This is a genomic window from Pseudomonas hormoni, from assembly GCF_018502625.1.
Taxonomy (GTDB): domain Bacteria; phylum Pseudomonadota; class Gammaproteobacteria; order Pseudomonadales; family Pseudomonadaceae; genus Aquipseudomonas; species Aquipseudomonas hormoni.
On the sequence record NZ_CP075566.1, the window covers coordinates 391238 to 417329 of the forward strand.

A 26092-nucleotide genomic window follows, 5' to 3' on the forward strand; every position below is an offset into this window, starting at 1 on the left:
CCGTGGCTTGGAGAATGAGCTTTCGGCAGCTCATTAAGCGGGGTGAGATCAATCGGCGGGTAGTAGGTCTTCCGCGAATACTGTGATCTCGCCTCGATTCATTAGTTTGATTTTTGAACCCGCGAAAACTTCGTACAGCTGCTGATGCGCCAAAAAACCACAGGAGTCTTCGCGGTCACGATAACTGCCGGCCCACGCCAGCAGCACCATTAACAACTCGTCATCATCCGGTTTGTGTTCTCGCTGGCGAATATTGGCGACGCAATGTTCATCATCTACACACAACCAGATCAACGCTGTAGCGCGGTGGATAAGTTCGCTGGCGATCCAGCCGTAAACACCCTCTATCACCCAGCGCTCTTCGTCTGCCGCAATCCGCGCCATGCCCAATGCTTCGGCGCGTGGACGGGCGATGCTGTGTTCGTCGGACAGCCAGTGGATCGAATCGAGATCGATCCATAGTGATCGCAGATGTCCAGCCAACCGCTCGGCCAACCAGCTTTTGCCCGAGCCGGAGTTGCCGATAATCAGTGTCCGAGCGAGATTCATATCCAGTGGCCTGCGTTAACGCATGGTCTGAGTAAGCGACGTGGGTCAAGTGTGGGAGCGGGTCAATCCTCAGCCTCAGGCGCCACCATCCGCGTCTTCGGCGACCCATTCGAGTTATGCTGAAAAATCTCCTGCGGCTGTCCTTTCTCATTAAAGAACACCTGCCCGATCCCCGCCGAATTCCACAACCGTTCACCCGCCTCGGCGTGCTCTGGAACATGCGGCACGATGCGCATCCGTCGGCGTTTGGTCAGCCAGTTCAGCGGCGAGCGCGGGGAATACAGCCAGCGATTGAGTCGGTCGAACCATTCAAGCAACGCCGGTGGAAATTCGTTCTTGATGCCGCTGCTGGTGATCTGCCAGATCCTCGGCCCAGCCTTGCGGTGTCGGATCAGTACTTCATAGACGAAGGAATAATGCACATCACCCGACAGCACCACGTAGTTACCCGGTGTACGCGAGTGTCGGAAAATGTTCAGGATCACTTGCGCTGCGCCGCGATGGGCCATCCAGTTTTCGGCGTCCACCAGCAGTGGATAACCGAACCAGCTGAACACCCGTTGCACGGTTTCAATCAGCTTCACGCCGAACACCGGTGCCGGCGAAACGATGATCGCCGACGGATGATCGAGCAATTCCTGTTGCAGCTCACTGAGGGCTTCCCAGTCCAGCAGACCCGAGGGCTGCTTGAGCGTCATCTCACTGCGCCAGCGCCGGGTGCGGGTGTCGAGCACCACCATGGCCGGGCTGGTCGGCAGCACGTAATGCCAGTGCTGAAACTTCAGCAACTCATCGATCAAGGCGTCCTGCACGGGACTGTCGAGATAGCCATCGTCCCCGGTCGCGCTAAAACCGTCCGTCTTCTCCAGCAACACACCGAACGCATCCGGATTGTTGCCCCAGCCCTGACACAACATATAAGCAATCAGCGCGTTGCCGATGATGCGCTTGGAGAACGGATGGCCGTAGGCCGTTTCCTCCCATTGCGCGGAAAGATTCCAGTCATCGGTAATATCGTGATCGTCAAAAATCATCAGGCAGGGCAGATGCGCAAAGGCCCGTGCGACACCGCCCAGGCCAGCCTTGAAACCGTCGATGCGCGTCTGCTCCAGCGCATAACGCTCGCGTCGTTCGGGAATCAATTTCGGCGGTTTGGGCGCGATCAACGTCCAGGGTGTTGGCGACCACACCAGCAGGTACATGGCCATGACTTCAGCAAACGTCACCAGATGATTGTCGGCACTGCTGCTGGTGAAAATCGGCTTACGCGCGCCGCCGAAAAATCGCTCGCGCAGGGTTTCGTTGCTCTGCAGCGCCGGTAACAAATCCGCACGGTGGTAATAACTGGCCGCATGCTCATAGAGCTTGGCGCTGTCGCTGACCACCGCGCCTTCGAGGTGTTCGCCGAACAACCCAAGTCGCGCGATCAATGCATGGATGGCCCGCAACATCGGCCCCGCGACATCGTCGGCGTACACCTGATCGCCGCTCATCATCAGCAGCGCCGGACGCTCCGTTGCTTCGTGCTCTGACGCCAGCAAGCGATCAACGCAGAGCAAACCGTCGGCGGCGGGATGGTGCGGTTTGCGGCAGGAGCCATGAAGCAACTGGTCGATCCGAGAGCGCAAAACAAAATTCGGAGAGCGTGCTTCGCCATACAGCAGATGCGGCGCCCATTCGGCGATGCCCATTGCGGCTTCATCAATCAGCAGGTCGTACTCGATCAGCGTGTCGCAGGGCAGGGGGGCGTCCAGTGGCACATCGATCAAATGGATGAAGGCATGAATCCCAATCGGGATGACCTTGCACTGCCCGGCGTTCAAGGGGATTTCGCCGATACCCTCCAGGCGCAATGTCAGCGACAACGCTCGGGATCCTACCAGCCAAAGCACCAGGCGCGTCGGCTCCAGGCGCCGCAGCATTGGGCCGACGAGGACGGGTGGCAATGGGGTTTGATGGTCAGGCAATGGCTGCGGTTCGGACATCCGGGATCAAGGCTCTTGGCACATAGGGGGGTGATGATAACGCAGGTGGTTAGGGTTGCCTGTTAAGCATTGTGCGTCTTGTACTCTGCGGGACGGGTATGCCCAGATCGATCGAATATATTTGAAATAGACTGAACTAGATGGTGAAGAAAGCTTAAGAAAAGAGCGAAAATTGATAGATTGAAATATGTTTGATTTTAGGCTTTGAATCGGGGCTGAACTGGATTTTAATTTTGAAAAAAATTAATGTTTATAATGGTTTTTGAGGTGGTTGAAAATGGGCGTGTCAGGCATTAATATTTCGTCGCCTTCAGTAGTGGTTGCTAATAAAGAAGCTGAATACTCTAATAAATTGTTCAGTCTTGTTTCTAAATTGGAACGATGCAACAAAGCGTATCAAAATTAATCGTGAGTTTTAAGAGTGAACACCTGTCCGACTCCGAGAAAACCTCTTTCATAAAGGACTCCGCCCCGCAGCTTGAAAGATTGGCTAATGGGATGGCGTCGATAGGCGCTCATAAATTCAGTTTACAAGGCGGCACCTATAAAAATTCCGAAGCTTATACTCGTGGATTGGACTCTATGTCCAATAAAATAAAGGCAAATTACGATGAGCTGAAAACATTAAGTAATACTTGTGCGGCGAGCTTGCCTGCCGATTCAAAATGGGCTGAAATACCAGCTCAAGAATTTAATGCATCTAAAGCTGAGGCGGGTAAAGAAAAATCAGTTGGTTTTACTTGGTGGGCGAAGTAGTAATTTGAAGTAGGCTGCTTGGTGATCGCAAGATCACCAAGTTCTTCGAAATTGATATGCCCGTTACAATGGATTAATCATGCATAATAATTTATGCCCTTTGCATTCGCCGATAGCCCCTCACTCCTGAACTTAATAAGCTCGCGAAACTTCAACACCCTGAAATCGCTCAATGCTCGCCCGATACCGACTGGCAATCACATCCAGCTCCACCCCCGACAACTTATTCGCCCGATAAACCAGAAACGGTTCGCTCCAGGCCCATTGGCACCGGTGCGCCATCGCGCGTAATGGCTGCAACAATTGCTCAAGCGGTGCAGGCCTTGCTCGGCCCGTTGAAGCAGATTCTGGGCTCGGTCAGCACCCTGGTCGGTGCCGCCAGTGCCGAGCTGAGCACCTCGCGCCAGACCGTGCGCATCGTCATGGCCGACTTCCCGGCGATCATCATCGCCCAGCGATTGCACCAACGGCTGGCGGCACTGGCGCCGGGCATCGACCTGGTGATTCAACCCTGGCAGGGCGGCGAGGCGGCTCAGGAAAGTCTGAGTCGCGGCCAAAGCGATCTGGCCATGTCGGTCTTCCCGCCCCTCGGACCGGACTTCACCCGAAGCTTGCTGTTGCACGAACATTTCATGGTGGCGATGCGAACCGGGCATCCGGCAATCGCGGACTTTGATCTCGACCGCTGGCTGAGTTATCCACACGTGCTGGTGTCCGGGCGCGGCGCCACCTGGGGCCCGCTCGATGAACAGCTGAAGGGCCAAGGGCTGTCGCGCCGGGTCGGGATCGTCGTGCCGAGCTTTGTCATGGTTCCGGATCTGCTGCTGGGCTCGGACCTGATTGCGATGCTGCCCAGTCAGTGCCTGTCGATGCCGATGGCCAAGGCGCTGCACACCGTGGAACCGCCGATTGAGGTGGAGGGTTTTGCGTTGCATCTGGCCTGGCATAAACGGCGCGATGAAGACGCGGCGGTGCAGTGTGTGGCGCGGGTGTTGGAGGAGGTGATAGATGTTAGCGGAGATTGATGCCGTATATGTTCGTCAAACTTTTTCAAGAGCAGGGACTGGCAGATGATTGATTTCAACAACAAAGGCTTCTTCAAACTCAAGTAAAACGAAGAGTACGCCGAACGCGTCAGCGCACTGCTACTGGACGGCGAGCACGTCATCGACTCCTACAAATCCATGCGTGATGGCGTGGTGTTTACCAACAAACGCATCATTGCCGTCAACGTGCAGGGCCTCACCGGCAGCAAGAAAGACTTCACTTCGTTGCCGTACAAAAATATCGTCGCGTACTCGGTGGAAACGTCCGGGACGTTCGACCTGGATTCCGAGTTGGAGATTTATTTTTCGTCATTGGGAAAAGTGAAGTTCGAATTCACCGGCAGGACATCAATGGTAGAGATCTCGAAGCTGATTTCTCAGCATTTGCTTTGACCTGCACATAAGGGAAGTCGATCAAAAACCTGTGGCGAGGGAGCTTGCTCCCGCTGGACTGCGCAGCAGTCCCCTCTTTTGATGGATAAGGGGGCCGCTTCGCGGCCCAGCGGGAGCAAGCTCCCTCGCCACAGTTGTTAATGCTAGCCAACAGGCCAGGGGCAATCCCAAGGGATCGTGCGAACCTAAGCCTCCCAACCCGCTCCACTGACGGCCTCTTGCGCCAACGGATGCAAATCCGCCCCGTGATGTTCCGTCTGCCAGGCCAGCAACTCCTTGCGCATGCCAGGCGTCCAGTACATCTGCAGATGATTACGCACACCGAGCACGGCCACTTTCTGGTCCGGTTCACTGGCGAAGTACTGGGCGATCTGGTTGACCATCTTGATCAGGTTTTCAGTGCTCATCGGCGTACCTCCGCTTTTTCGCCACGGGCCTGACGGCGGTCCTTGAGCAAACGGTCCTGTTCGTCGCTGAAGGCCTGGTAGCGTTTTTGCCACTCAGAAGGGTGGTAGACGCGGCTGACTTCTACGGCGGTGACCTTGTACTCCGGACAGTTGGTGGCCCAGTCGGAGTTGTCGGTGGTGATGACGTTGGCCCCCGATTCAGGGAAGTGGAACGTGGTGTACACCACGCCCGGGGCGACCCGTTCGGTGACCCGCGCACGCAGTACGGTCTGGCCGGCGCGGCTGCCGATGCCGACCCAGTCACCTTCGTTGATGCCACGACTCTCGGCATCGGTCGGGTGGATTTCCAGGCGGTCTTCGTCGTGCCAGGCGACGTTTTCGGTACGCCGGGTCTGGGCACCAACGTTGTACTGGCTGAGGATGCGCCCGGTGGTCAGCAGCAGCGGATAGCGATTGTTGACCTTCTCCTCGGTGGGCACGTAGCCGGTGAGCATGAAACGCCCCTTGCCGCGCACGAATTCATCGATGTGCATGGTCGGCGTGCCGTCCGGCGCCGCGGCGTTGCACGGCCATTGCAGGCTGCCGTGGCGATCGAGTTCGGCGTAGCTGACGTTGGTGAAGGTCGGCGTCAGGCTGGCGATCTCATCCATGATTTCCGATGGATGTTTGTAATTCATCGGATAACCCAAGGCGTGGGCCAGCGCCACGGTGCCTTCCCAGTCGGCCTTGCCGCCCAGAGGCTCCATGACCTTGCGCACCCGAGAGATGCGTCGCTCGGCGTTGGTAAACGTGCCGTCCTTTTCCAGAAACGAAGCGCCCGGCAGGAACACATGGGCGAACCTGGCGGTTTCGTTGAGGAAAATGTCCTGCACCACCACGCATTCCATGGCCGACAGCGCCGCAGTGACGTGCTGGGTATTCGGGTCGCTCTGAGCGATGTCTTCGCCCTGGCAGTACAGACCCTTGAAACTACCGGCCAGCGCCGACTCGAACATGTTGGGAATACGCAGGCCCGGATCGGGTTGCAGGGTGACGTTCCACGCCTGTTCAAACTGCGCCCGCACCACCTCGTTGGAGATGTGCCGATAGCCGGGCAACTCGTGGGGGAACGAGCCCATGTCGCAGGAGCCCTGCACGTTGTTCTGCCCCCGCAGCGGGTTCACGCCCACGCCTTCGCGGCCGATGTTGCCGGTGGCCATGGCGAGGTTGGCGATGCCCATGACCGCGGTGCTGCCCTGACTGTGCTCCGTGACGCCGAGTCCGTAATAGATCGCCGCGTTGCCGCCGGTTGCATACAGACGGGCGGCGGCACGGATGTCGGCCGGGGCCACGCCGCAGATCTCGCCAAGCACTTCCGGCGAGTTTTCAGGGCGACTGACCAGCTCGCTCCAGCGGGCGAAATCGCTGCCTTCGCAACGGGCGTCGATAAAGGCCTGATTGAGCAAACCTTCGGTAACGATCACATGGGCCAAAGCGTTAAGCATGGCGACGTTGGTGCCCGGGCGCAGGGCCAGATGCAATTCGGCGCGGGCATGCACCGAGTCCACCAGATCAATGCGGCGAGGGTCGATAACGATCAGCCGCGCACCTTCACGCAGGCGGCGTTTGAGCTGCGAGGCAAACACCGGGTGGGCGTCACTCGGGTTGGCACCCATCACCAGGATCACGTCGGCCTGCATCACCGAGTCGAAACTCTGGGTGCCGGCGGACTCGCCTAACGTTTGTTTCAAGCCATAGCCAGTCGGCGAGTGGCAGACCCGCGCACAGGTATCGACGTTGTTATTGCCGAACGCGGCGCGCACCAGTTTTTGCACCAGATAGGTTTCTTCGTTGGTGCAACGGCTGGAGGTGATGCCACCAATGGAGTCGCGGCCATATTTTTGCTGCAACCGACGGAATTCGCTGGCGGCGTAGGTCACCGCTTCATCCCAGCTGACTTCCTGCCACGGGTCGTTGATGTGCTGGCGGATCATCGGTTTGGTGATGCGATCCGGGTGAGTCGCATAACCCCAGGCAAAGCGCCCCTTGACGCAAGAGTGACCGTGGTTGGCCTGACCGTTCTTGTCCGGAACCATGCGCACCAGCTTGTCGCCTTTCATCTCGGCGCGGAACGAACAGCCCACGCCGCAATAGGCACAGGTGGTGATCACGCTGCGCTCCGGCTGGCCCAGTTCCACCACGCTTTTTTCCATCAGCGTCGCGGTAGGACAGGCTTGCACACAGGCGCCGCAGGACACGCATTCCGACTCGAGGAAATTATCGCCGCCAGCAGCGGCTACCCGGGATTCAAAACCGCGCCCGGTAATGGTCAGGGCAAAGGTGCCTTGGGTTTCTTCGCAAGCGCGCACGCAACGGTTGCAGACGATGCACTTGCTCGGGTCGTAGTCGAAGTAGGGGTTGGAAGTGTCCTTCACGTCGGCCAGATGGTTGTCGCCTTCATAGCCGTAACGCACTTCCCGCAGGCCGACCTGACCGGCGACGGTTTGCAGTTCGCAGTTGCCGTTGGCCGAGCAGGTCAGGCAGTCCAGCGGGTGATCGGAGATGTACAGCTCCATGACATTGCGGCGCAGGGTCGCAAGTTTCGGCGTCTGGGTGTGCACGGTCATGCCTTCAGTGACCGGCGTGGTGCAAGACGCCGGGTAACCACGCATGCCGTCGATCTCCACCAGGCACATGCGGCAGGAGCCGAAGGCTTCCAGGCTGTCAGTGGCACACAGTTTGGGAATCGTGGTGCCCAGCAGCGCGGCGGCGCGCATCACCGAAGTGCCTTCCGGCACGCTGATGCTGCGGCCGTCGATGTTCAGGGTTACCTGCACGTCGCTGTCGCGGGCCGGGGTGCCGAGATCGATGTCGGTTTTCGGGTCGAAAAGAGTGATCATTGCTCGGCCTCCGAGGCTTGCAGACCGAAGTCGGCGGGGAAGTACTTGAGGGCGCTGGCCACCGGAAAGGAAACCATGCCGCCCAACGCGCACAGCGAACCGTATTGCAGGGTGTCGCACAGGTCCTTGAGGATGATCACCTGCTCATCGCGACCACTCTGGTCCTGTGCGGCCAGCAGGCGGTCGATCACCTCCACGCCCCGGGTCGAGCCGATGCGGCACGGCGTGCATTTGCCACAGGATTCCTCGGCGCAGAACTCCATGGCGAAGCGCGCCATGTGGGCCATGTCCAGCGTGTCGTCCGCCACCACCACACCACCGTGACCGAGCATCGCGCCCATGGCGGCGAAAGCTTCGTAATCCAGCGGCGTGTCGAACTGCGAAGGCGGCACCCAGGCACCGAGCGGGCCGCCCACCTGCGCAGCTTTCAGCGGCCGGCCACTGGCGGTGCCACCGCCGTAGTCTTCCACCAGTTCCCGCAGCGTCAGGCCAAAGGCCCGTTCCACCAGACCGCCGTGACGAATATTGCCCGCCAACTGGAAAGGCATCGTGCCCAGCGAGCGGCCCATGCCGTAATCACGATAGAACTGCGCACCCTTGGCCAGAATCAACGGAACCGAAGCCAGGGTCAGCACGTTGTGCACTAGCGTCGGTAGACCAAACAGCCCCTTCAACGCAGGAATCGGCGGCTTGGCGCGGACGATCCCACGCTTGCCTTCGAGGGAATCCAGCAGCGCGGTTTCCTCACCGCAGATATAAGCACCGGCACCGACCCGCACTTCCATATCGAACGCCTGACCGCTGCCGCCGACATTGGCACCGAGGTAACCAGCGGACCGGGCAAGGTTCAGCGCCTGACGCAGCGTGGCCACGGCATCCGGGTATTCCGAGCGCACATAGATGTAGCCGTAACTGGCGCCGACGGTAATGCCGGCAATCGCCATGCCTTCGATCAGCAGGAAGGGGTCGCCTTCCATCAGCATGCGGTCGGCGAAAGTGCCGGAGTCGCCTTCGTCGGCGTTGCACACAATGTACTTCTGTGCAGCCTCGGTTGCGCGCACCGTGCGCCATTTGATCCCGGCCGGGAACGCCGCGCCGCCACGGCCACGCAGGCCCGAATCGAACACCGCCGTCGCGGTTTGCTCACCGCCAATGGAAACGGCCCTGTTTAAACCCTCGAAACCACCGTGGGCTCGGTAATCGTCCAGCGACAGCGGCCGGGTAATACCAGCACGGGCAAACAACAGGCGTTGTTGAGACTTCAGATACGACAATTCTTCCACCAGCCCCAAAGCCAGTGGATGCGCGGATGCCTCGCCTTTCAGCGCTTCAAGCACGGACGGCACATCGGCAGCCGTCAGCGGGCCGAAACCGATCCGACCTTGCGGGCTGTCCACTTCCAGCAGCGGCTCCAGCCAATACAGACCGCGCGAACTGGTGCGCTGCAACTCCAGCGGCAGATTGCGTTCCCGGGCCTGAGTGATCAGGGCCACCGCCACCTCATCGGCACCCACGGCACGGGCAAGCGAATCAGTGGGCAGATAAAGAGTCGGCATCATGCGTCCTCCCGGCAAGCGTCGAGCAAGGCATCCAGACGCTCAGCGCTGAGCCGCGCATGCACCCGGCCATCCAGCTCCAGAGCGGGCGAACAGGCGCAGGCGCCAAGGCAATACACCGGACGCAAACTGATGCTGCCGTCGGCACTGCTGCCGTGGTCATCCAGTTGCAGACGTTCGCGCAACTGCGCCGCCAGCTGCTCGGCGCCGCGACTCTTGCACGACTCGGCCCGGCACAGACGAAGAATGTGTCGAGCCGGCGGCGCGGTACGGAAGTCATGGTAAAAGCTGATCACCCCGCGAACCTCGGCCTGACTCTGATTGAGGGCGTGGGCAATTTCGGGGACGGCGGCATCGGGGATGTAACCGATGCGTTCCTGAATATCATGAAGGATGGGCAACAGTGCACCCGCAGAGCCCTTGTGGCGCTCCAGCAGGCTGTTGACCAAAGGCAGGTGCAAACTCTCATCAGGCATTCAGCAATCCTCACGGTCACGGACAAACCAGATGGTTGTCGGTCGTCCGAAAGTGTCGGCTGCGGCACTCACACCACGTCACGGTATCGTGGCAATTTCAGGCCGTTGGCCAGGGCACCCTTGGCGGGCATCTTGTTGTGCCCGGCACGGTCTTCGCCGCACCTCTATTGGGCATAAAGGGCAGCTTGCCACGGCGCTTTTGATTGAACTGCACCAAAGCGACGTGTTCGGTTCTGCCTACGACTATCCATTAAGTCTAGATGAGTGCCGCGCGGGGCGTTTACTCACTGGCCTAATGCCCGGAGGGCTTGTCGATGAGTGATGTATAGCAAGCAATACAGATAAGAAACAGCATCAGATCCGTGGGCAATTCAGGGCGCAGATGCGCAGGTCTATCCCGCCGTAAACCGAAATCCATTCACCCCGAGCCGAATACTAAAACTCCCCGAATACCTCGAGGCCAATCCCAAATCCCAGCCACCCCACAAAATCCCTGTGGGAGCCAGCCTGCTGGCGATAGCGCCAGACGAGTTCACACAAAACACGGAACACAAACACAACCCACTGCAGGAGCGAGCTCGCTCGCGAAAAACGCAGGAAACAAGCTCTGTCCCCTTTGCTGCCAGTGGACGGCAAAGCGGCAAAACAGTAGCGTTGCGCCACTTATTTCAACTTTGTAACGGACTACACATGCCCACTGTCGCTCGAGCCTCGCGCCTGTTCTGCGCAATCACTTTTGCCGTTGTGACGACCCCGGCGCTCGCCGGCCTGTCGAGTGAAACCCCGGAATACGCCAGGGCGGGCTACCTCTCCGATTGCCAGAAATTTCTGCAGGTGGTGGCCGAGGTGCAGGCCGGGCGCCAGACGCCCAAAGAAGCTACTCCCGCTATCAAGATGCATCTGAGTACCTTTGAGTTACATCGCTACTACCTACCGCAGTCAAGCCTTGGCTCCCCTGAATACGCTCGTTGTGAGAGCGGCGTTCCCATAGCGAAAGAGATCGCGGACAAGGGCGAAATTGAACTCAGCAAAGACGTGGACGAGTATCTCGCGCAAGCCCAGACCAAACACCTGGCCTCCTCGGATTACAAGCGCGCTCGCTCTCTGGGCTTCAGCGACGTCGGCGAAATCGGGGAACTCGACCAGCACGCCGAGCTGGATGGTGAAGCGAATCTGAAGACCTTGATGATCCGAGTCGATTCTGGTTGCGGCCGCCATTTCCGTGCCGCGAAATACGTCGAACCTTATGTGATCTACACCGTCGGTCCTTCGGATGGCAAATGCGCCATTAACCGGAACGTCGCCGTGCTGGGTGGCAAAGTCGCGGCGTGGGGTGAGTACATTGATGACGAAGCGATTTTTCAGTACGTGGGATGGAAGACACTGCCTGGACAGGATGGATTCCCCGTCAACATTCGAGTCGTGAAAGTGGTGAAGTAACCCGCAGGGATTTTTCTTCGAACGGAGGATGGACAGATGATCGACTTCAACAACAAAGGCTTCTTCAAACTCAAGCAAAACGAAGAATACGCAGAACGCGTCAGTGCACTGCTGCTGGAAGGCGAGCACGTCATCGACTCGTACAAATCCATGCGCGACGGCGTCGTCTTCACCAACAAACGCATCATCGCCGTCAACGTCCAGGGCCTCACCGGCAGCAAAAAAGACTTCACCTCACTGCCCTACAAAAACATCGTCGCCTACTCGGTAGAAACCTCCGGCACGTTCGACCTGGACTCGGAACTGGAGATCTACTTCTCGTCGCTGGGCAAAGTGAAATTCGAATTCACCGGCCGGACGTCCATGGTAGAAATCTCGAAACTGATTTCCCAACACCTGCTCTGACCCGCGGGCCCAAAGGCCCCGAAACCCCGGGGCCAACAACAGGCTTCAGCGACCCAAAATCCCTGTGGGAGCAACTGTCTTCATCCATGCCATTCGTTACCGCCACTCGGTGCCGTCACGTAGCATTACGTTGGGGCCTTCTTGTTTCTGAACGGTGGAAGCTGTCTACCCGAGAACCTCCAAAGCCATTCCCAGTTGTCTCCACTTCAATTACTGGAAACCCCGCAGATCTTTCGATGCCCGGCAGTTATCACGCATTGCACGTGAGAAAAAGCTCTAGACCCTTGGGCAGCTCTAGCGAACAAAGCTGCTCTATTGCAGTAATTTGCTCCGCGGTAAGCCGATAGTCGTATACGAAATCATCGTCCTTTTCCCACCCCATAATCGGCTTAAGATCCTCGACCGAAACCGGGATTTCCTTTTCGTATGAAGCGAAATCCTCACCTTCAGGAACGCCCATAATCACATGCTTCATGGCTCTACCTTTCGTGTCGGGTCGGCTGGTTTGTTTTGAGTTCCAGTTTCGTGGTTGAACTCGCCGAGATGCTTGCCGCGTTTATTGTATTTCTCCACCGCACCATGCTGGAAATCCCATTCGTAAATCGTGCCATCCCGACTTTTCCAGCGTGGACGCAAACCGCCGCCACCCTTGATGGGGGTTTTTGACTTGGCCCATTTGGCGTCTGAGAATGCTGGCAAGAAATCAGGTTTAGGGTAGTAGCTGGATCCGAGCACGCTCAGCGATATGTAGATCGGCTGAATTCCGGAATTAGGGAACCAGATAATCGCGTCCTGGTAGTCCGGAGGGTGCACCGGGTTTACGAGGATCTGGTGCGCCTGCTCGGTCGGCGGGAATACCCAGATCCCGGGTTTTAGCGAAATACCCTCAAGCGCTGGTATTCCCAACACTTCGTTGGGGTCTGTTGCCGGAGTCCAGATGATCTTGAAACCATCCCCCAAGTCGGCCACCAGTTGATCGCCGAGAGGTTCTGCCGCAATCACTGGCACTCTCTGCCATTCGGTCTTGTTGCCGGTATAAAACCCGTAGACGTTCAACGCGCCGTCAGGCAGATGTTTCACATTGAACCGGACTCGCGTATTGCCTTGGCTTAATTGGGCATATTGCTCGGACGTGTAGAAGGCACTATCTGCCGACGTGGTGTCCGGCATGAGCACGCCGACAAGAACTCTCACATTGGGCGGCGCGATAGCCGCCAAGCTGCCACCCAGACGACTGGTCAGTGCATTGGCAGTGCCAGAGCCACCAATCCACTGCAGCACTATACCGGTGGTCGATAATGCGCTCCTTGTGCCTAGCACCGCATAGGCACCGTACTGCTGCAACGACTCTACTGGCACGAAACCACCGGGGCCGCGGTGATCAATCAACCCATCGGGCAGCGCGCAGGACTTGGCAAACACACAGCCTCTGGTCAGTCGTGACGGCGCTTTTTTCGGTGGGGGCGGGACCTCCGACGGGGGCTCCGGCTTAGGCTCTGGACGCTTCCTTCGCTCTTCGAGTATTTTTTGCTTTCTGCGTTGCGCTTCCTTCACTTTCGCTTTTTCGTAACACACCTTGCAGTGGTGACCTTGCCAATCCTTCCCTTCGGTCATGTCTGAATGTCCCTTCAGTGCACCAGGACCTGGGATCTTGCGGGCGGGTGAGCGCAGCCATCAACGCCGAAACCGTTACAGCATTTATCTATGTTGGCGAACGAAATAAGGAGCAAGCCTGCTCAGCGCCACTAACCCAAAACGCCGAACCTAAACAAAACCCCTCGTAGGAGCGAGCTTGCTCGCGAAAAACGCAAGCCCGCCACGGTATCCGCTGGATGGCCGCAATCTTCGCGAGCAAGCTCGCTCCTACCAAATGCACTACATAGCTTCAAACACCAGACAAGGCCCGGCCCTTTTGGTCGTTACCCCTCAGCCATCCCCTCCGCCCGCTTATTCGCCAACTCATTATCCCGATCCCGCGTCACCGCCTTCGCCACGTCATCCACCACCGCCTTACTCATCGCCGTCAAATAATGCGCAGCCCAGGCGTGGTAGTCCGTGTCCTTGGCATAAGCCGCATCCTTGGTCAGTGCCTTGGCGAGAAACAGGAAATCAGAAGCCATGGCCAACGCATCGCCGACGGGCACGTTGCGGGTGACATGGAACAGCGCTTGATCGCCGCAGTAGATGGCGGGGGTTAGGCCGATGGTTTTGAGTTCGGGTTGATGGGTCATTGGCCACCTCCGATGAGGGAGAGGCGGAGGGGGAGGGTGGTACGCGATTGGGAATTGCGTAGAGGGAAAAGCCAAATTTTGTACGGATTAATACTGCGCATTATCAGACTCCTTGATATGTGAAGCTGCCGCATTCGTTTCCACACGAATGGGTGACAGCTGTGCGCAGGGTGGAAAACCGGGAATCAAGGAAACCGGCACGCCCGAAGACGTCCCACGCACAGCCGCCATAACTCACGCCGCAGGCATAAAAAAAGCGCCGGCAGACGTGATGGGGGCGCTGTTGCGCCTTGAATTGCACGGGTTTCCACACCCGGTCGCTGAATTGGCAGCGACGGTGGGAGGTTATCGTGGAGGACTCCTTCCTGCAACCTTCGAAATCGCTTGGTAATAATCTGGTCGATCACCTTCCAGACTTGGTTGATAAAGGTGCAGTGGCGTGCCGCACTTCCATCATGAAACACACTTAAACAAAGTGGCGCCATCCGTCTGGGGTTACATTTTTGCGCTTCGGGTCCTTGCGGGTTTACCTCATAATCCCGCGCTTCCACCGGTCTGATCATGTCGGTGGCTCTGCTTCTCTACTAATCTGTAGCCGCTGCTACCAGATTTTTAATAGCCAAGGAGAAAGGCAATGCCAGACAACTGGAACCAGCATGAATCGGATGCATCTGCAAAGGATGCGCTCGAACGTTTACTGGCCTTGTCTGAATTGCCTGCGACCCTATGAGCCAAGCCGCCTTAGTCAATCCAAGCCTGCTCACATGGTCTCGTGAGCGCGCCGGTCTCTCCACTGAGCAGGTTGCTAAAAAGCTGCCGGTGAAACGTGATCGAGTACAGGAATGGGAGGCCGGTGAGACCAAGCCAACATTTCTTCAGGCTCAAAAATGGGCGAGTCTCGCTCACATTCCTTTTGGCTTCCTCTTTCTTCAGCAGCCTCCCGTTGAACAACTGCCTTTACCTGATCTTCGGACCGTCGGTGGGATTGCGCCTCAACGTCCCAGCCTGGAATTGTTGGACACTGTCAGGGACTCCATACGCAAGCAGGATTGGTACCTGGAGTATCTGCAAAACCAAGAGCATCAGCCGTTGGCATTTGTCGGTCGCTTCAATAGCCGATCTCAAGTCGCCGAGGTCGTGGACGACATCCGTCGGACCCTCGGAGTGAACCCCGACGCTGCTCGATTGGATTACGACAAATACAGCCGTGTCTTGATCGAGGCCGCAGAAGCAGCGGGCATTCTGGTAATGCGCAGCGGCATTGCGCTAGGAAATACCCATCGCAAACTTGAGGTCAGCGAGTTTCGGGGTTTCGCCATCAGTAATGCCTACGCGCCCGTGGTATTCGTCAACAGTTCCGACGCCCCCACCGCCCGGTTGTTCACTTTGCTCCATGAACTAGCCCATATCTGGATTGGTAGCAGCGGAGTGTCTGACGGAAACTCCGCCAACGGTCGAGACGAGGAACGTTTCTGCAATGCAGTTGCAGGCGAATTTCTGGCTCCCGAAGCCCAATTCCGCGCCCTGTGGAACATAGATATTAACTGGGAAGAAAACCTGGCTCCGCTGGCCACTCGGTTTCACATCAGTAAATTGGCGATCGGTCGCCGCGCATTGGATCTTGGATATATAAACCAGGCCCAATACAGCGTTTACTATCGAATGATCCTGAAGGCTTTTCAGGATAAAGAAGGTGGAGCGGGTGACTATTACCGTAACGCCACCGCGAAAAACAGTCCTCGCCTAAGCAAGGCGGTGCTGACTGAAGCAATGAGTGGCCGGATGCTGCTGCGCGATGCGGGACATTTGCTCGGCGTACAACCTGCCAAATTAAGGACTCTCGCGAGCAAGATCACGGAATGAATCATTTGATCGACGCTAACACGCTGATCGAAGCAAATAACCGTTACTACGGGATGGCTATCTGTCCTGGATTTTGGCAATGGTTATTGCTGAAAAATGAAGCGTTGGCTTTATCCAGCATCGCCCCTGTAATGGATGAGCTAACAAAAGGGCATGACGATCTGGCGGGTTGGGCGAAGGATAATTCTGATTTCTTTCACTCCACCACCGATCAGGATACTCAACAGGCATTCATGCAGGTTGCGGGACTTGTGGCTGATCAATCGCATAAGATGAAAGTAGGCGCCATGGAAGAGTTTTTGGCAGGGGCTGACCCTTGGTTAATTGCAAAAGCAATGACTACAGGGGCTACAGTCGTTACTCATGAAGTACTAAATCTTGATGCTAAACGAAAATTCATTATTCCCAATATTTGTCAGAAACTTGATGTTCCTTTTTTGAATACGTTTGAGTTGTTGCATAGGCTTGAAGCCAGGTTTGTGTTGCCTGCTTGAAAAAAAAGACTTGCTAAATCGTATAGGCTTGGAATGTTTGACAGGGTGAAGGAGATAAATCTGTACCCTTTTCCTAGTCCCCTTTTTCTTAAAATCTTTTCAGGAAGGCTATGCCCGCTTTTTATATCTGCAAGCATCAGCCTTCTCAATATAGTTAGAGTTCTGGGTTTAGGGCCTCATTGAGAGCCGCAGCAATCGCGGTAGAGCGTTTATCTATGAACTTCTCATAATCATCATCAAGAACGCCATAGCTTTTTGGGGTTCCAATGAAGTGCGACTTCAAGGTGGAAGATAGTTTTGAATTGGATCCTTCGAATTCTCCTACGTAGAGGCTTGGAGCCTTTGCGCGAATCTTGTTGTTTGAAGCCGAATCAATCAGTGTGATATTGGCAATTAAATTTGGTTCGCTGTCTTTGAAATGTTTATTAACGTAAGCCTTGGGAAAGAAGTGATGGTAGTTTCTGCTAGACGCAATTTTCAGGTTTGAGTTATCCAATATTACGTCGCTGTCATCGTCAAGATTTCTTGGCTTCTGAGAAGCGAGCAAACAAAGTATGGTTTTGATGTACGAATTGCCGGCAGAAAACCAAGTTTCAGCGATATCTTCTGCAGATACTGTAAGCTCATCCGATGGATATTTAGGTTTGCGCTCCTTTAATATTAGACCGATTTTTTTTAGGTCTTCCGCAATCTTTGTCTCCGTAGAGCCGCTATAGCGCCAGTTTAAACCGACCCAGTAGAAGAATTGCTTTAATAATTTCGACTGAGATTCAGTAGGGCGTTTATTGTCATTCTTGAAAAAGAAATAGGTGAGTGGCACTAACAAAGAAGAGTACGGTAGAAGCTGGGATACAGGAACGTGCAGTTTGGTTCTGATGAAATCGACTGCTGAGAACATTGATGAAACCATTGGGTCCCAATTCATAATGAATTTCTCGCGTCCAATCTTTAAAATGTCTTTCGCTCGAATACTTCCGACTGCTATGGCGGCGACAGCCTGAAGCACCGCAGCTGCGGGAATCGTTTCAAATTTCGCCTTGGCTAAACTCTTTGCTACCTCATCGCTACCATAGACCAGTTCTTCATACTTTAAAGCAAGGTCAAAACCCCTAGCTTCATCGTAGGTCATAGCTACCATGATTTCAAATAACGTCAGCGGCTTCCCGCCTGTATTTATGCGAGCGAATACATCACAAGCAATTTCTATGGGATAGTCCTTGATCGTAATGGTCGCAAAGTCATATGTTGTTAAATTCGTTTTGTACTCTTGAAATTTCTTGGCCTTTTCTTTGCCGATGTCTTCAATAAAATCCAAAGCATCCGAAGTCAAAAGGTCATGTACTGATACATAAGTATTCTGATCTTCTTGCTGGCTCGTTACAATCTGTTCATCAGTCAGCGGGTCATAGTCGAGATTGACAAAAATATCCTTGTAGTCAATTTCTTTCTTGTCTTTGGTTATGCGAATGCCTTTTCGAATGGCATATAGGGATGTGATACGTTGCTGACCGTCAAGTATGTATTGTGCGTAGTCGCCTTTAGGTGTATCTGGTAGTTTATGATTACCAATATCCTTCACGGATCGCAGAGTTTCCTTGGTCTTCCATAAAATGAATGTCCCGATAGGATATCCTTTGAGAATGCTGTCTATTAATTTAGCACTTTGCTCTTTGTCCCAGACAAATTCGCGTTGGAACATCGGTAGCTTAATTTGGCCTGAATCAATTTCTAGAAAAAGGGCTTCATACTTTTTGACTGCGTTCTCAGGTCGTAAAAGAAATTGAGTCTCTACTTGCGTTGCTTTATTTTTTACTGCCACGGGTATTTCCTTATAGAATTTCTTCTACAGTTAACAGCGATTAAAGAGTTTGAGGAAGAAGGGGCAAATTTGTTTCTGACTGAGAGAAATGAATCTGTCCCCTGCGCCCTTCTGCTCAACACCTTTATTTTGTTAGATTAGTTTTTCTCCGTTTTTTTTCCAGCGTGCCCGTACGTAATCTTTGAATTCAGGCTCATCTGCGTGTTCTAACACGATTACTTGCGGAAGAAATCCGCTATCTTTTTGGATCGACGCCAAAGAGTTTAATATTACGCGGAAGATGTTGATAACTTGTTGGATGTTTTCATCAAGCTCCGCGTCTGTCTTTTCTTCATCTTGGCCGTATCGAGTTGGAAAATATACTTGACTAGGCTGGTCAATGATTAGAAAGGCGGGTATCGATGAGTTTTTTTCTGCGCAGTTTAAGTGTAAAAGAGAAAGAAATAATGATAGGTGACATGCCAGCCAGTTCGCGCCGCTACCCATTTCTGAAAGATGGATTTTCTCTTTGTCCATGAAGTTGTAATAAAAGACGAAGTCGTTAAGTGTGAAGCGTAAAACTCCAGGTTTTAACTCTTCTTCAAAATCTAAGCTGTTGCATATTGTTGTCATCGTCTCGGAGAGAAATGCCTCCGCTTTTGATATTTTTGCTTTAAGGTCAAACCCTGACAGCTTAGACGTCAGCCAAGATATTCGCTCTACTAATGCATCTCTATCTTTAGATAGAGGACTGTCCTTCGCGAGAGAAAATAAATAGTTTATATTTGATTGTGTGACGCCTTTTGCAAATATAGCTTGGTCGCGAAGCGAGTTGGTTTTTTTAAGCTCTTTGTTTTGAGATTCAATAAAGGTCATTTCGGATGAGATTTTTCCTATTTTTCTTTTTAGATCGTTTCTCTCTTTTCGGAGTATTTCAATTTGTTGGGAGTTGTCCTCAGTATAAGTACTTATTTTTACGAGTTCGCGCTGTAGGTTTTCTCTCGAAACCTTCAAGGTTTCCATTTTTTCTAAAGTTTTCGGCGCTGGGTTTAAACAAATTGGACACGCTAAGTTTTCTGTGCTTGATACACTGCCAGCGGCAGATAGGAAGTTTAGTTGTATTGTGTGGTCATAGGAGAGTCCCGAATTTTTCTCTAAGGCAGTAATTAAGTCTTGCGTTGAATCTAGCTTCTCTTTGAGTTCTTGCCGTTCAGCTTCTTTTTCTTTATGTTTGATATTTAGATTTATTTCGCTGTTGCTACTGTTTTTGAAGTCAGGAAGGTTATTGGCTATTTTTTTTAATTCAGCTAGTGGAAGCCCTTTTTGCAGTTCTAGCCCAATGGTGCTGAAGTAGTTAGTTAGTAATGTTTCTAGACGGTCTGTAAAATCGGCCTTTCCAAGCTCTAGGCTTTTTTGTTGTTTATCAAAAATTTTTAGTTCTTTCTGTTTTTGCTCAAGTTCTCTTGAGTATAGAAAATATTCGCTGTGTTCCCAGCCTATGATTACTGGGTAATCGTCAATAGTTTTTTTGCGTTTGTAAAAGTCATCAAATCGATAAAATACGCTGTGTTTGTTTGCTATTAGATTTTGATGTTGAAATAAAAATGGAACGAAACTCCTGAGAGATGCCTTTCCTGCATTAACCCGATCTTCCTCTTCGTTCATCCGGGTGTCAGAGACGGAGAGCCCCAAGTGCTTTTCAACCTCCAGCTGAACATCCTTTAATGTCCTTGCAGTCAAACTGTCGAAAAAAGTAATATCGATACTTTTAGGGATGCTTTCGTTAGTTTCAATTCTTAGGAAGGCTTTACCTCCATTTCCTGTTCGTGACGATGGTCTTGCAATTATTAAGTATTTGTCATTCGTTTTTAGAATGATGGAGTAAAGTATAGAAAAATTTTCAACGACACCCTTAGGTATTGTTGAGCGGCTTGAAAATAGGCAGTAATCTACAATTTCCAGAAGTGCGCTTTTTCCTGTTTTGGAATCTCCCGTTATTATATTAAGTCCGTCAGTAAAGGATACTTCCCTTTTTTCGTTGTTTTCCCCGAAAACTAATATCCTGTCGAGTATTGCTTTCATGCGCTGGCTCCAATTCTCAAAAGTACTTCTCTATGGTCTTCTTTAGATAAAATGGCGCCGAGGTTATAAGCCGCTTTGCAATAAACTCTTAAAGCCTCGGGAGATTTTTTGTAGTCTAGAGGAGTTGTAGTGGAAATAAATCCATCTTCGCTTACCGTTATTTTGTCATGGATAACTATCAAGGAGTCATTGGTGAAAGGCAAGAAGTCTGAAATTTTAATATCTATTGATATTAGTCGATTTTTTAATGTTGCATTTTTGAACAGGCTGCTGAACGTTGAGGATATTTTTTTTGTAGACAGAGCATCCCTTAATATTTGATCAAAAATCATGGGGAGGGCAATGTATATGAGCTCAATTTTTATAGTTTTTAGCTTTGAAATATGACAGCCACTTAGGAAGTGCTGTAGGAGATTTCCCGTCCAGGCTGGATTGAAAAGCAGACGTTGAATGTCATGAGAGTTCATAGTTCATCCTTTGAGAATGCCCACTCGAAATTTTCTTCTTCTACAATATGATGAATTCTACCGTCTCTATAGTATTTTTGGGTGTCGCTAAACCCCATTATCTGATCGTGAGGCTTGGACGTACTAGTAAAGAAAATCTTTCTAGACAGATGCTCTGCCTTGACCGTTCCTATCTCCTCTGCTGTAAGTTCATACGCTTCGCGGGACTTTTCTGATTTGAGTGTTTTATGAATATCGGTATCGTATATGTTTAGATTTTCGATTGATGTCGGGGTGGCCGAAATTATTTTTACTTGTGTTTTTTGCGCTCGTAGATAATCGGATATTGCAGATTGTAATTCTGCCTCCTTCAGATTTATGTCTTTCATTTTTTTTATGAAGTTGAAGTTTATTTTCAGTGACTCGGCATCAAGCTCAGATTCGTGGGTGTATATAAAAGGAAGTCTTTCCGAAGTGAATTTTGATAAGCTGTGTCTTAAGTCTCTGTGAAAGTCATTGATAATGATCTTCCATTCGTTTGGGTTGTCCACTGAAAGTGATGTTATATAACCATGCAGTTGTTGAATGGCTATGTCTCGATATTTTTCAGGCACTATTGTGAAGGTGCTGTGTGATTTTAAAAGTACCCATTTTTGAATGAGTTTAGGTTGTTCAGATATTATCGAGAATTTTTTAAGAATTTCGTTGAGACTGATTTTTGAGAAGGCTGTTATTTTGTCGTGATGAAGTTTGATAGTGTTTGATGGGAGATGACTTAACAGCTTTTCAGACTTTTCTTTAGCTGATAATTTATTCCATTCAAAAAAAATAGAGTCGACGGGGACAGACGATGTGGTGTGAAGCACTAATTGATCGAAGCTAGCGGTCGCGGAATAATTTTCCGTGTAATTTTTAATAGTTTTCCAAGCATCTTCGGAATTGCTTATTAAACGATGCTCGTTGTGATGGTGTTTGATTTCGTAGGACGTATTTTCGTTCGCTACATCCCCTCTGCATTCGATCCAGATTTGTTGATTGGGGGAAGCGTTAAGGCACAGTTCAAGTGCTATCAATTTTTGATATTCAATACCATGTTGTTTGAGAGTGTTGTCATTATCGAATAAAAGCATTTGGCTACCTTCACCTGCTCGCTAACCATTGCGGAATCGTAAAGGCTGCATGAATGACAACTGTTCACACATCACGTCACGCCGGAAGAAGATAGAATTTACGCAGGTGCCATCATTTTGTCCACGATTGGATCCAGATGGCGTGTGGGCTAGCAGCCCCCTTGTTTTGCTGGTGTAGAAGGAAAGGGGACAGATTTATTATTGACCACTGTCGACATCAAAAAAGGACCTGTTCATGGTAAAACGCATGACGGGAGAGTCGGGAGGGGCACAGCGTGAGAGCGGAAGTTATGTATCACGGCGTCGAGCTCTCGCTTCTTTCAGAAAACCCACGAATCTTGGCGAGCACGCGAAACCCGAAATAGTCGGATGGATGTTTGTACAACCGTCGGTAGTAGCAATCCCAATAACTGATCATCCGTGCTTCCATCGTTTGAAAGTACGCCTGATTGTCTCGAATGAAACGACTGTAAAGCGCCGGATCAAGCATCGGCAGATGCATTTCAACGGTTTCGAGAATCTGGATGACATACTCCCCCGTCAGTTGAACCATGAACGGAACAACCCACGGTTTACGCACGGAGAGAATCCGTTCCAGATGACGTTGGCGCACATGACCATCGTGGTGCCGTGTCAGAAGACACGAGTACAAAATGCTCTGGGTTTCAGTCAGGTGGGCAAAGACGCCCTCATAACCTTGGTCATATATCCGGTAGGGAATGACCATTTCCTCTTCACCGACTCTGACCTCTATGAATCGATGCGTTGCCACGCGAGCCTGGTGGAGCTGGCCCATAACCTGGTCGAGAGCCTTCGCTTCTTGTTCAAGACAAGACGGAAACGCCCGGTGTGCAAGCTGCATCATCATTCACTGAATGTCTTTCAAATAGTCCCTAAGCGCAATGACCGGCGCTTCAAGCTGCTCCATCGTCCGCGCATCACTGAAATCAGCAGCCAACCGATGCAGCTCACGCCCAAGCGGCGTATCAACACCACCAATAGCCTCCAACGCTAACCCCACACAATGCGCCACTCGAAACTGAACCCCCTCAACATCCCCCCGCCGCACCAACAACCCAAACACCTCCCGCTCATAATCACTCATAATCGGATCATCCCGCAGAATCGGACTTTCTCCTTCCCGCTCATAAGCCAGCTTGAGGGCGAAAAGGGCAACGGTTTCTAGTGGCAATTCCATTGTGTGAATCCTTGATTCGTTAGCGAGCGGTTTGGGGCTGTAGCACCGAAAAGACAAAATCAAAAGATCGCAGCCTTCGGCAGCCCCTACGGGGCGGCGGGGTGGGCTCACTTTTCTGTAGGCGAAAAAAAAGGCCTTGCAAAGCAAGACCTTTCTTAATTTTGGTGCCCCGAGGGAGACTCGAACTCCCACTCCTTTCGAAAACGGATTTTGAATCCGCCGCGTCTACCAATTCCGCCATCAGGGCTCAATGGCGGCGAAGTATAGAGATGAGATAACCGTCGGTCAATCAGGTACATGGAGAATTTTCACTATTTCCGCTAGACTTCCGGGCCCTGCTAGACGAACCCCATCATGCGCGTTGCTGACTTTACTTTCGAACTCCCTGATTCGCTGATTGCTCGCCACCCTTTGGCCGAGCGTCGCAACAGTCGCCTGTTGACCCTTGATGGGGTCAGCGGCGCCCTGGCACACCGTCAATTCACTGATTTGCTTGAGCATTTGCGCCCGGGCGATTTGATGGTGTTCAACAATACCCGGGTGATTCCGGCGCGGCTGTTTGGCCAGAAGGCTTCCGGCGGCAAGCTGGAAATCCTGGTGGAGCGGGTGCTCGACAGTCATCGCGTGCTGGCCCATGTGCGCTCCAGCAAGTCGCCGAAGCCGGGTTCGAAGATCCTGATCGACGGCGGTGGCGAGGCTGAGATGCTTGCGCGTCACGATGCGTTGTTCGAGTTGGGGTTTGCCGAAGAGGTGTTGCCGCTGCTCGACCGTGTCGGGCACATGCCGTTGCCTCCTTATATAGACCGCCCGGATGAAGGCTCGGACCGCGAGCGTTATCAGACGGTGTACGCCGAGCGCCTGGGCGCGGTGGCGGCGCCGACGGCGGGGCTGCATTTCGATCAGCCGCTGATGGAGGCGATTGCCGCCAAGGGCGTCGAGACCGCGTTCGTGACCTTGCACGTCGGTGCGGGCACGTTCCAGCCGGTGCGGGTCGAGAAGATCGAAGATCACCACATGCACACCGAGTGGCTGGAAGTCGGCCAGGACGTGGTCGATGCTGTTGCGGCTTGCCGCGCTCGCGGTGGTCGCGTGGTGGCGGTGGGGACCACCAGCGTGCGTTCGCTGGAAAGTGCCGCGCGCGATGGCGTGCTCAAGCCGTTCAGTGGCGACACCGACATCTTTATCTACCCGGGCCGGCCGTTTCATGTGGTCGATTGCCTGGTCACCAACTTTCATTTGCCCGAATCCACGCTGTTGATGCTGGTTTCGGCGTTCGCCGGTTATCCCGAAGCCATGGCCGCTTATAAAGCCGCCGTGGAGCATCAATACCGCTTTTTCAGCTACGGTGATGCGATGTTTATCACCCGTAACCCCGCACCACGTGGCCCTGAGGACAAAGAATGAGTCGCCAAAGTCGTATGTCGTTTGAGTTGCTTGCTACTGACGGCAAGGCTCGTCGCGGTCGTTTGACCTTCCCGCGCGGTACCGTCGAGACCCCGGCGTTCATGCCGGTGGGTACTTACGGCACTGTGAAGGGCATGCTGCCGCGGGATATCACCGCCACCGGCGCGGAAATCATTCTGGGTAACACCTTCCACTTGTGGCTGCGTCCTGGCACCGAAGTGATCAAGAAGCACGGCGACCTGCACGATTTCATGCAGTGGAAAGGCCCGATTCTTACAGACTCCGGCGGTTTCCAGGTGTTCAGCCTGGGCGCGATGCGCAAGATCAAGGAGGAGGGCGTGACCTTCGCTTCTCCGGTTGATGGCGCCAAAGTGTTCATGGGGCCGGAAGAGTCGATGCAGGTCCAGCGTGACCTGGGCTCGGACATCGTGATGATTTTCGACGAATGCACGCCGTACCCGGCTGATGAAGACGTCGCTCGTATCTCCATGGAGCTGTCGTTGCGTTGGGCCAAGCGTTCGAAAGAAGCCCATGGCGACAACACGGCGGCGCTGTTCGGTATCGTTCAGGGCGGCATGCACCAGGATTTGCGCATGCGTTCGCTGGAAGGCCTCGACAAGATCGGCTTCGATGGCCTGGCCATTGGCGGTCTGTCGGTGGGCGAGCCGAAGCACGAGATGATCAAGGTGCTGGATTACCTGCCGGGCCAGATGCCGGCTGACAAACCTCGTTACCTTATGGGCGTTGGCAAACCGGAAGATCTGGTTGAGGGTGTGCGCCGCGGTGTGGACATGTTCGATTGCGTGATGCCAACCCGTAATGCCCGCAATGGGCATCTGTTCATTGATACCGGCGTGCTGAAGATCCGTAACGCGTTTCATCGCCATGATGATTCGCCGCTCGATCCGACCTGCGATTGCTATACCTGCCAGAACTTCTCCCGCGCTTATCTGCATCACCTGGACAAGTGCGGCGAAATGCTGGGAAGCATGCTCAATACCATCCATAACTTGCGTCATTATCAAGTGCTTATGGCTGGTTTGCGCGAGGCTATTCAACAGGGTACATTGGCCGCCTTTGTCGATGCCTTCTACGCCAAACGCGGGTTACCTGTTCCGCCTTTGGACTGAGTTTTCTGACCCCAAGATTCAACATTTGCAACTGGAGTGCTAAATGAGCTTTTTTATCTCGAATGCCATGGCTGACGCTGCTGCACCGGCCGCTGCCGGCCCAATGGGTGGCGGTTTTGAGTGGATTTTCCTGGTCGGTTTCCTGGTCATCTTCTACCTGATGATCTGGCGTCCACAGGCCAAGCGCGCCAAAGAGCAGAAGAACCTGCTGAGCAGCCTGCAGAAAGGCGACGAAGTTGTGACTACCGGCGGCATCGCCGGCAAGATCACTAAAGTGGCTGACGATTTCGTGGTTCTGGAAGTTTCCGACACCGTCGAAATGAAGTTCCAGAAAGGCGCCATTGCCGCCACGCTGCCAAAAGGCACGCTGAAAGCGATCTAAGTTTCAACTTCTACTCAATCGACGGGGCGCGCAAGGCGCCCC

24 protein-coding genes, 1 tRNA gene and 1 pseudogene are annotated in these 26092 nt (G+C 53.4%); 10 read left to right on the top strand and 16 right to left on the bottom strand.

The window, feature by feature from the left end:
- Positions 1–48 precede the first annotated feature (48 nt).
- A complete protein-coding gene (locus KJF94_RS01750; protein WP_214380795.1) occupies positions 49–549 on the bottom strand; it encodes a P-loop NTPase family protein in 501 nt (166 codons plus the stop codon).
- Positions 550–611: 62 nt separating this feature from the next.
- On the bottom strand, positions 612–2534 hold the full coding sequence (locus KJF94_RS01755; RefSeq protein ID WP_214380796.1) for an alkaline phosphatase D family protein: 1923 nt from the start codon (positions 2532–2534) through the stop codon (positions 612–614).
- A gap of 408 nt (positions 2535–2942) precedes the next feature.
- On the opposite strand from KJF94_RS01755, the gene KJF94_RS01760 reads away from it, so the two are divergent.
- From KJF94_RS01760 to KJF94_RS01770, 3 genes and pseudogenes are all read left to right on the top strand, one after another.
- Positions 2943–3290, top strand: coding sequence for a hypothetical protein (locus KJF94_RS01760; protein ID WP_214380797.1), 348 nt, complete (start codon positions 2943–2945; stop codon positions 3288–3290).
- A gap of 290 nt (positions 3291–3580) precedes the next feature.
- Positions 3581–4315 (top strand): LysR substrate-binding domain-containing protein, encoded by a 735-nt coding sequence (locus KJF94_RS01765; RefSeq protein ID WP_250548212.1) that lies wholly within the window; start codon positions 3581–3583, stop codon positions 4313–4315.
- A 45-nt stretch (positions 4316–4360) separates the two neighbouring features.
- Positions 4361–4729, top strand: a pseudogene (locus KJF94_RS01770) (PH domain-containing protein).
- 185 nt (positions 4730–4914) lie between these two features.
- On the opposite strand, the gene KJF94_RS01775 reads toward KJF94_RS01770, so the two are convergent.
- From KJF94_RS01775 to KJF94_RS01790, 4 genes are read right to left on the bottom strand one after another with little or no spacing between them, the layout of a single operon-like run.
- Positions 4915–5136, bottom strand: coding sequence for a formate dehydrogenase subunit delta (locus tag KJF94_RS01775; RefSeq protein ID WP_214380798.1), 222 nt, complete (start codon positions 5134–5136; stop codon positions 4915–4917).
- Positions 5133–8015: a formate dehydrogenase subunit alpha gene (gene fdhF / locus KJF94_RS01780; RefSeq protein ID WP_214380799.1), complete on the bottom strand. Its 2883-nt coding sequence runs from the start codon at positions 8013–8015 to the stop codon at positions 5133–5135. Before fdhF ends, KJF94_RS01775 begins: the two co-directional genes overlap by 4 nt.
- Positions 8012–9574, bottom strand: coding sequence for a formate dehydrogenase beta subunit (locus KJF94_RS01785; protein ID WP_214380800.1), 1563 nt, complete (start codon positions 9572–9574; stop codon positions 8012–8014). The genes fdhF and KJF94_RS01785 overlap by 4 nt, the downstream gene beginning before the upstream one ends.
- Entirely contained in the window at positions 9571–10047 is a 477-nt protein-coding gene (locus KJF94_RS01790) for a formate dehydrogenase subunit gamma (protein ID WP_214380801.1), read from the bottom strand. Before KJF94_RS01790 ends, KJF94_RS01785 begins: the two co-directional genes overlap by 4 nt.
- Before the next feature lie 690 nt (positions 10048–10737).
- Between KJF94_RS01790 and KJF94_RS01795 the strand changes: the two genes are divergently transcribed.
- Complete coding sequence (locus tag KJF94_RS01795) at positions 10738–11487, top strand: hypothetical protein (protein WP_214380802.1); 750 nt, start codon at positions 10738–10740, stop codon at positions 11485–11487.
- A 36-nt stretch (positions 11488–11523) separates the two neighbouring features.
- On the top strand, positions 11524–11892 hold the full coding sequence (locus tag KJF94_RS01800; RefSeq protein ID WP_084320763.1) for a PH domain-containing protein: 369 nt from the start codon (positions 11524–11526) through the stop codon (positions 11890–11892).
- A 250-nt stretch (positions 11893–12142) separates the two neighbouring features.
- Here the strand turns inward: KJF94_RS01800 and KJF94_RS01805 are convergent, their stop codons facing one another.
- The 3 genes from KJF94_RS01805 to KJF94_RS01815 all read right to left on the bottom strand — a co-directional run bounded on the left by KJF94_RS01805 (position 12143) and on the right by KJF94_RS01815 (position 14123).
- Positions 12143–12367 carry a DUF7683 domain-containing protein gene (locus KJF94_RS01805; RefSeq protein ID WP_214380803.1) on the bottom strand — a complete coding sequence of 75 codons (225 nt, stop codon included), beginning with the start codon at positions 12365–12367 and terminating at the stop codon, positions 12143–12145.
- On the bottom strand, positions 12364–13506 hold the full coding sequence (locus KJF94_RS01810; RefSeq protein ID WP_214380804.1) for a colicin E3/pyocin S6 family cytotoxin: 1143 nt from the start codon (positions 13504–13506) through the stop codon (positions 12364–12366). Before KJF94_RS01810 ends, KJF94_RS01805 begins: the two co-directional genes overlap by 4 nt.
- 305 nt (positions 13507–13811) lie before the next feature.
- Positions 13812–14123 carry a DUF3077 domain-containing protein gene (locus KJF94_RS01815; RefSeq protein ID WP_214380805.1) on the bottom strand — a complete coding sequence of 104 codons (312 nt, stop codon included), beginning with the start codon at positions 14121–14123 and terminating at the stop codon, positions 13812–13814.
- 726 nt (positions 14124–14849) lie between these two features.
- On the opposite strand from KJF94_RS01815, the gene KJF94_RS01820 reads away from it, so the two are divergent.
- The gene (locus KJF94_RS01820) at positions 14850–15986 is read left to right on the top strand and encodes an XRE family transcriptional regulator (protein WP_214380806.1); all 1137 of its coding nucleotides are present in this window, start codon (positions 14850–14852) and stop codon (positions 15984–15986) included.
- The gene (locus tag KJF94_RS01825; RefSeq protein WP_214380807.1) at positions 15983–16480 is read left to right on the top strand and encodes a DUF4411 family protein; all 498 of its coding nucleotides are present in this window, start codon (positions 15983–15985) and stop codon (positions 16478–16480) included. The genes KJF94_RS01820 and KJF94_RS01825 overlap by 4 nt, the downstream gene beginning before the upstream one ends.
- 154 nt (positions 16481–16634) lie before the next feature.
- Here KJF94_RS01825 and KJF94_RS01830 read toward each other — a convergent pair whose 3' ends face one another.
- The 7 genes from KJF94_RS01830 to KJF94_RS01860 form a co-directional block, all read right to left on the bottom strand.
- Positions 16635–18299: a GmrSD restriction endonuclease domain-containing protein gene (locus tag KJF94_RS01830; protein WP_250548213.1), complete on the bottom strand. Its 1665-nt coding sequence runs from the start codon at positions 18297–18299 to the stop codon at positions 16635–16637.
- Between the two features lie 132 nt (positions 18300–18431).
- On the bottom strand, positions 18432–20360 hold the full coding sequence (locus tag KJF94_RS01835) for a DUF3732 domain-containing protein (protein ID WP_214380808.1): 1929 nt from the start codon (positions 20358–20360) through the stop codon (positions 18432–18434).
- Positions 20357–20827 (bottom strand): three component ABC system middle component, encoded by a 471-nt coding sequence (locus tag KJF94_RS01840; RefSeq protein ID WP_214380809.1) that lies wholly within the window; start codon positions 20825–20827, stop codon positions 20357–20359. The genes KJF94_RS01835 and KJF94_RS01840 overlap by 4 nt, the downstream gene beginning before the upstream one ends.
- On the bottom strand, positions 20824–21936 hold the full coding sequence (locus KJF94_RS01845) for an ABC-three component system protein (protein WP_214380810.1): 1113 nt from the start codon (positions 21934–21936) through the stop codon (positions 20824–20826). Before KJF94_RS01845 ends, KJF94_RS01840 begins: the two co-directional genes overlap by 4 nt.
- A 295-nt stretch (positions 21937–22231) precedes the next feature.
- On the bottom strand, positions 22232–22804 hold the full coding sequence (locus KJF94_RS01850) for a hypothetical protein (protein WP_214380811.1): 573 nt from the start codon (positions 22802–22804) through the stop codon (positions 22232–22234).
- A complete protein-coding gene (locus KJF94_RS01855; RefSeq protein ID WP_214380812.1) occupies positions 22805–23134 on the bottom strand; it encodes a hypothetical protein in 330 nt (109 codons plus the stop codon).
- Between the two features lie 162 nt (positions 23135–23296).
- Positions 23297–23381 (bottom strand) — tRNA-Leu (locus KJF94_RS01860).
- Between the two features lie 107 nt (positions 23382–23488).
- Between KJF94_RS01860 and queA the strand changes: the two genes are divergently transcribed.
- The 3 genes from queA to yajC are packed head-to-tail and all read left to right on the top strand — an operon-like array spanning position 23489 to position 26050.
- Positions 23489–24538, top strand: a complete 1050-nt coding sequence (gene queA, locus KJF94_RS01865) for a tRNA preQ1(34) S-adenosylmethionine ribosyltransferase-isomerase QueA (protein ID WP_214380813.1) — start codon at positions 23489–23491, stop codon at positions 24536–24538.
- Between the two features lie 14 nt (positions 24539–24552).
- The gene (gene tgt, locus KJF94_RS01870) at positions 24553–25668 is read left to right on the top strand and encodes a tRNA guanosine(34) transglycosylase Tgt (protein WP_162130724.1); all 1116 of its coding nucleotides are present in this window, start codon (positions 24553–24555) and stop codon (positions 25666–25668) included.
- 43 nt (positions 25669–25711) lie between these two features.
- Positions 25712–26050: a preprotein translocase subunit YajC gene (gene yajC / locus KJF94_RS01875; protein ID WP_007916913.1), complete on the top strand. Its 339-nt coding sequence runs from the start codon at positions 25712–25714 to the stop codon at positions 26048–26050.
- The last annotated feature ends 42 nt before the right edge of the window (positions 26051–26092 follow it).

Excerpts from the sequence above, each read along its gene's own strand:
- KJF94_RS01750 (WP_214380795.1), bottom strand. The coding sequence starts at position 549 with ATGAATCTCGCTCGGACACTGATTATCGGCAACTCCGGCTCGGGCAAA.
- KJF94_RS01755 (WP_214380796.1), bottom strand. The coding sequence starts at position 2,534 with ATGTCCGAACCGCAGCCATTGCCTGACCATCAAACCCCATTGCCACCC.
- KJF94_RS01765 (WP_250548212.1), top strand. The coding sequence starts at position 3,581 with ATGGCTGCAACAATTGCTCAAGCGGTGCAGGCCTTGCTCGGCCCGTTG.
- KJF94_RS01775 (WP_214380798.1), bottom strand. The coding sequence starts at position 5,136 with ATGAGCACTGAAAACCTGATCAAGATGGTCAACCAGATCGCCCAGTAC.
- fdhF (WP_214380799.1), bottom strand. The coding sequence starts at position 8,015 with ATGATCACTCTTTTCGACCCGAAAACCGACATCGATCTCGGCACCCCG.
- KJF94_RS01785 (WP_214380800.1), bottom strand. The coding sequence starts at position 9,574 with ATGATGCCGACTCTTTATCTGCCCACTGATTCGCTTGCCCGTGCCGTG.
- KJF94_RS01790 (WP_214380801.1), bottom strand. The coding sequence starts at position 10,047 with ATGCCTGATGAGAGTTTGCACCTGCCTTTGGTCAACAGCCTGCTGGAG.
- KJF94_RS01795 (WP_214380802.1), top strand. The coding sequence starts at position 10,738 with ATGCCCACTGTCGCTCGAGCCTCGCGCCTGTTCTGCGCAATCACTTTT.
- KJF94_RS01800 (WP_084320763.1), top strand. The coding sequence starts at position 11,524 with ATGATCGACTTCAACAACAAAGGCTTCTTCAAACTCAAGCAAAACGAA.
- KJF94_RS01805 (WP_214380803.1), bottom strand. The coding sequence starts at position 12,367 with ATGAAGCATGTGATTATGGGCGTTCCTGAAGGTGAGGATTTCGCTTCA.
- KJF94_RS01810 (WP_214380804.1), bottom strand. The coding sequence starts at position 13,506 with ATGACCGAAGGGAAGGATTGGCAAGGTCACCACTGCAAGGTGTGTTAC.
- KJF94_RS01815 (WP_214380805.1), bottom strand. The coding sequence starts at position 14,123 with ATGACCCATCAACCCGAACTCAAAACCATCGGCCTAACCCCCGCCATC.
- KJF94_RS01820 (WP_214380806.1), top strand. The coding sequence starts at position 14,850 with ATGAGCCAAGCCGCCTTAGTCAATCCAAGCCTGCTCACATGGTCTCGT.
- KJF94_RS01825 (WP_214380807.1), top strand. The coding sequence starts at position 15,983 with ATGAATCATTTGATCGACGCTAACACGCTGATCGAAGCAAATAACCGT.
- KJF94_RS01835 (WP_214380808.1), bottom strand. The coding sequence starts at position 20,360 with ATGAAAGCAATACTCGACAGGATATTAGTTTTCGGGGAAAACAACGAA.
- KJF94_RS01840 (WP_214380809.1), bottom strand. The coding sequence starts at position 20,827 with ATGAACTCTCATGACATTCAACGTCTGCTTTTCAATCCAGCCTGGACG.
- KJF94_RS01845 (WP_214380810.1), bottom strand. The coding sequence starts at position 21,936 with ATGCTTTTATTCGATAATGACAACACTCTCAAACAACATGGTATTGAA.
- KJF94_RS01850 (WP_214380811.1), bottom strand. The coding sequence starts at position 22,804 with ATGATGATGCAGCTTGCACACCGGGCGTTTCCGTCTTGTCTTGAACAA.
- KJF94_RS01855 (WP_214380812.1), bottom strand. The coding sequence starts at position 23,134 with ATGGAATTGCCACTAGAAACCGTTGCCCTTTTCGCCCTCAAGCTGGCT.
- queA (WP_214380813.1), top strand. The coding sequence starts at position 23,489 with ATGCGCGTTGCTGACTTTACTTTCGAACTCCCTGATTCGCTGATTGCT.
- tgt (WP_162130724.1), top strand. The coding sequence starts at position 24,553 with ATGTCGTTTGAGTTGCTTGCTACTGACGGCAAGGCTCGTCGCGGTCGT.
- yajC (WP_007916913.1), top strand. The coding sequence starts at position 25,712 with ATGAGCTTTTTTATCTCGAATGCCATGGCTGACGCTGCTGCACCGGCC.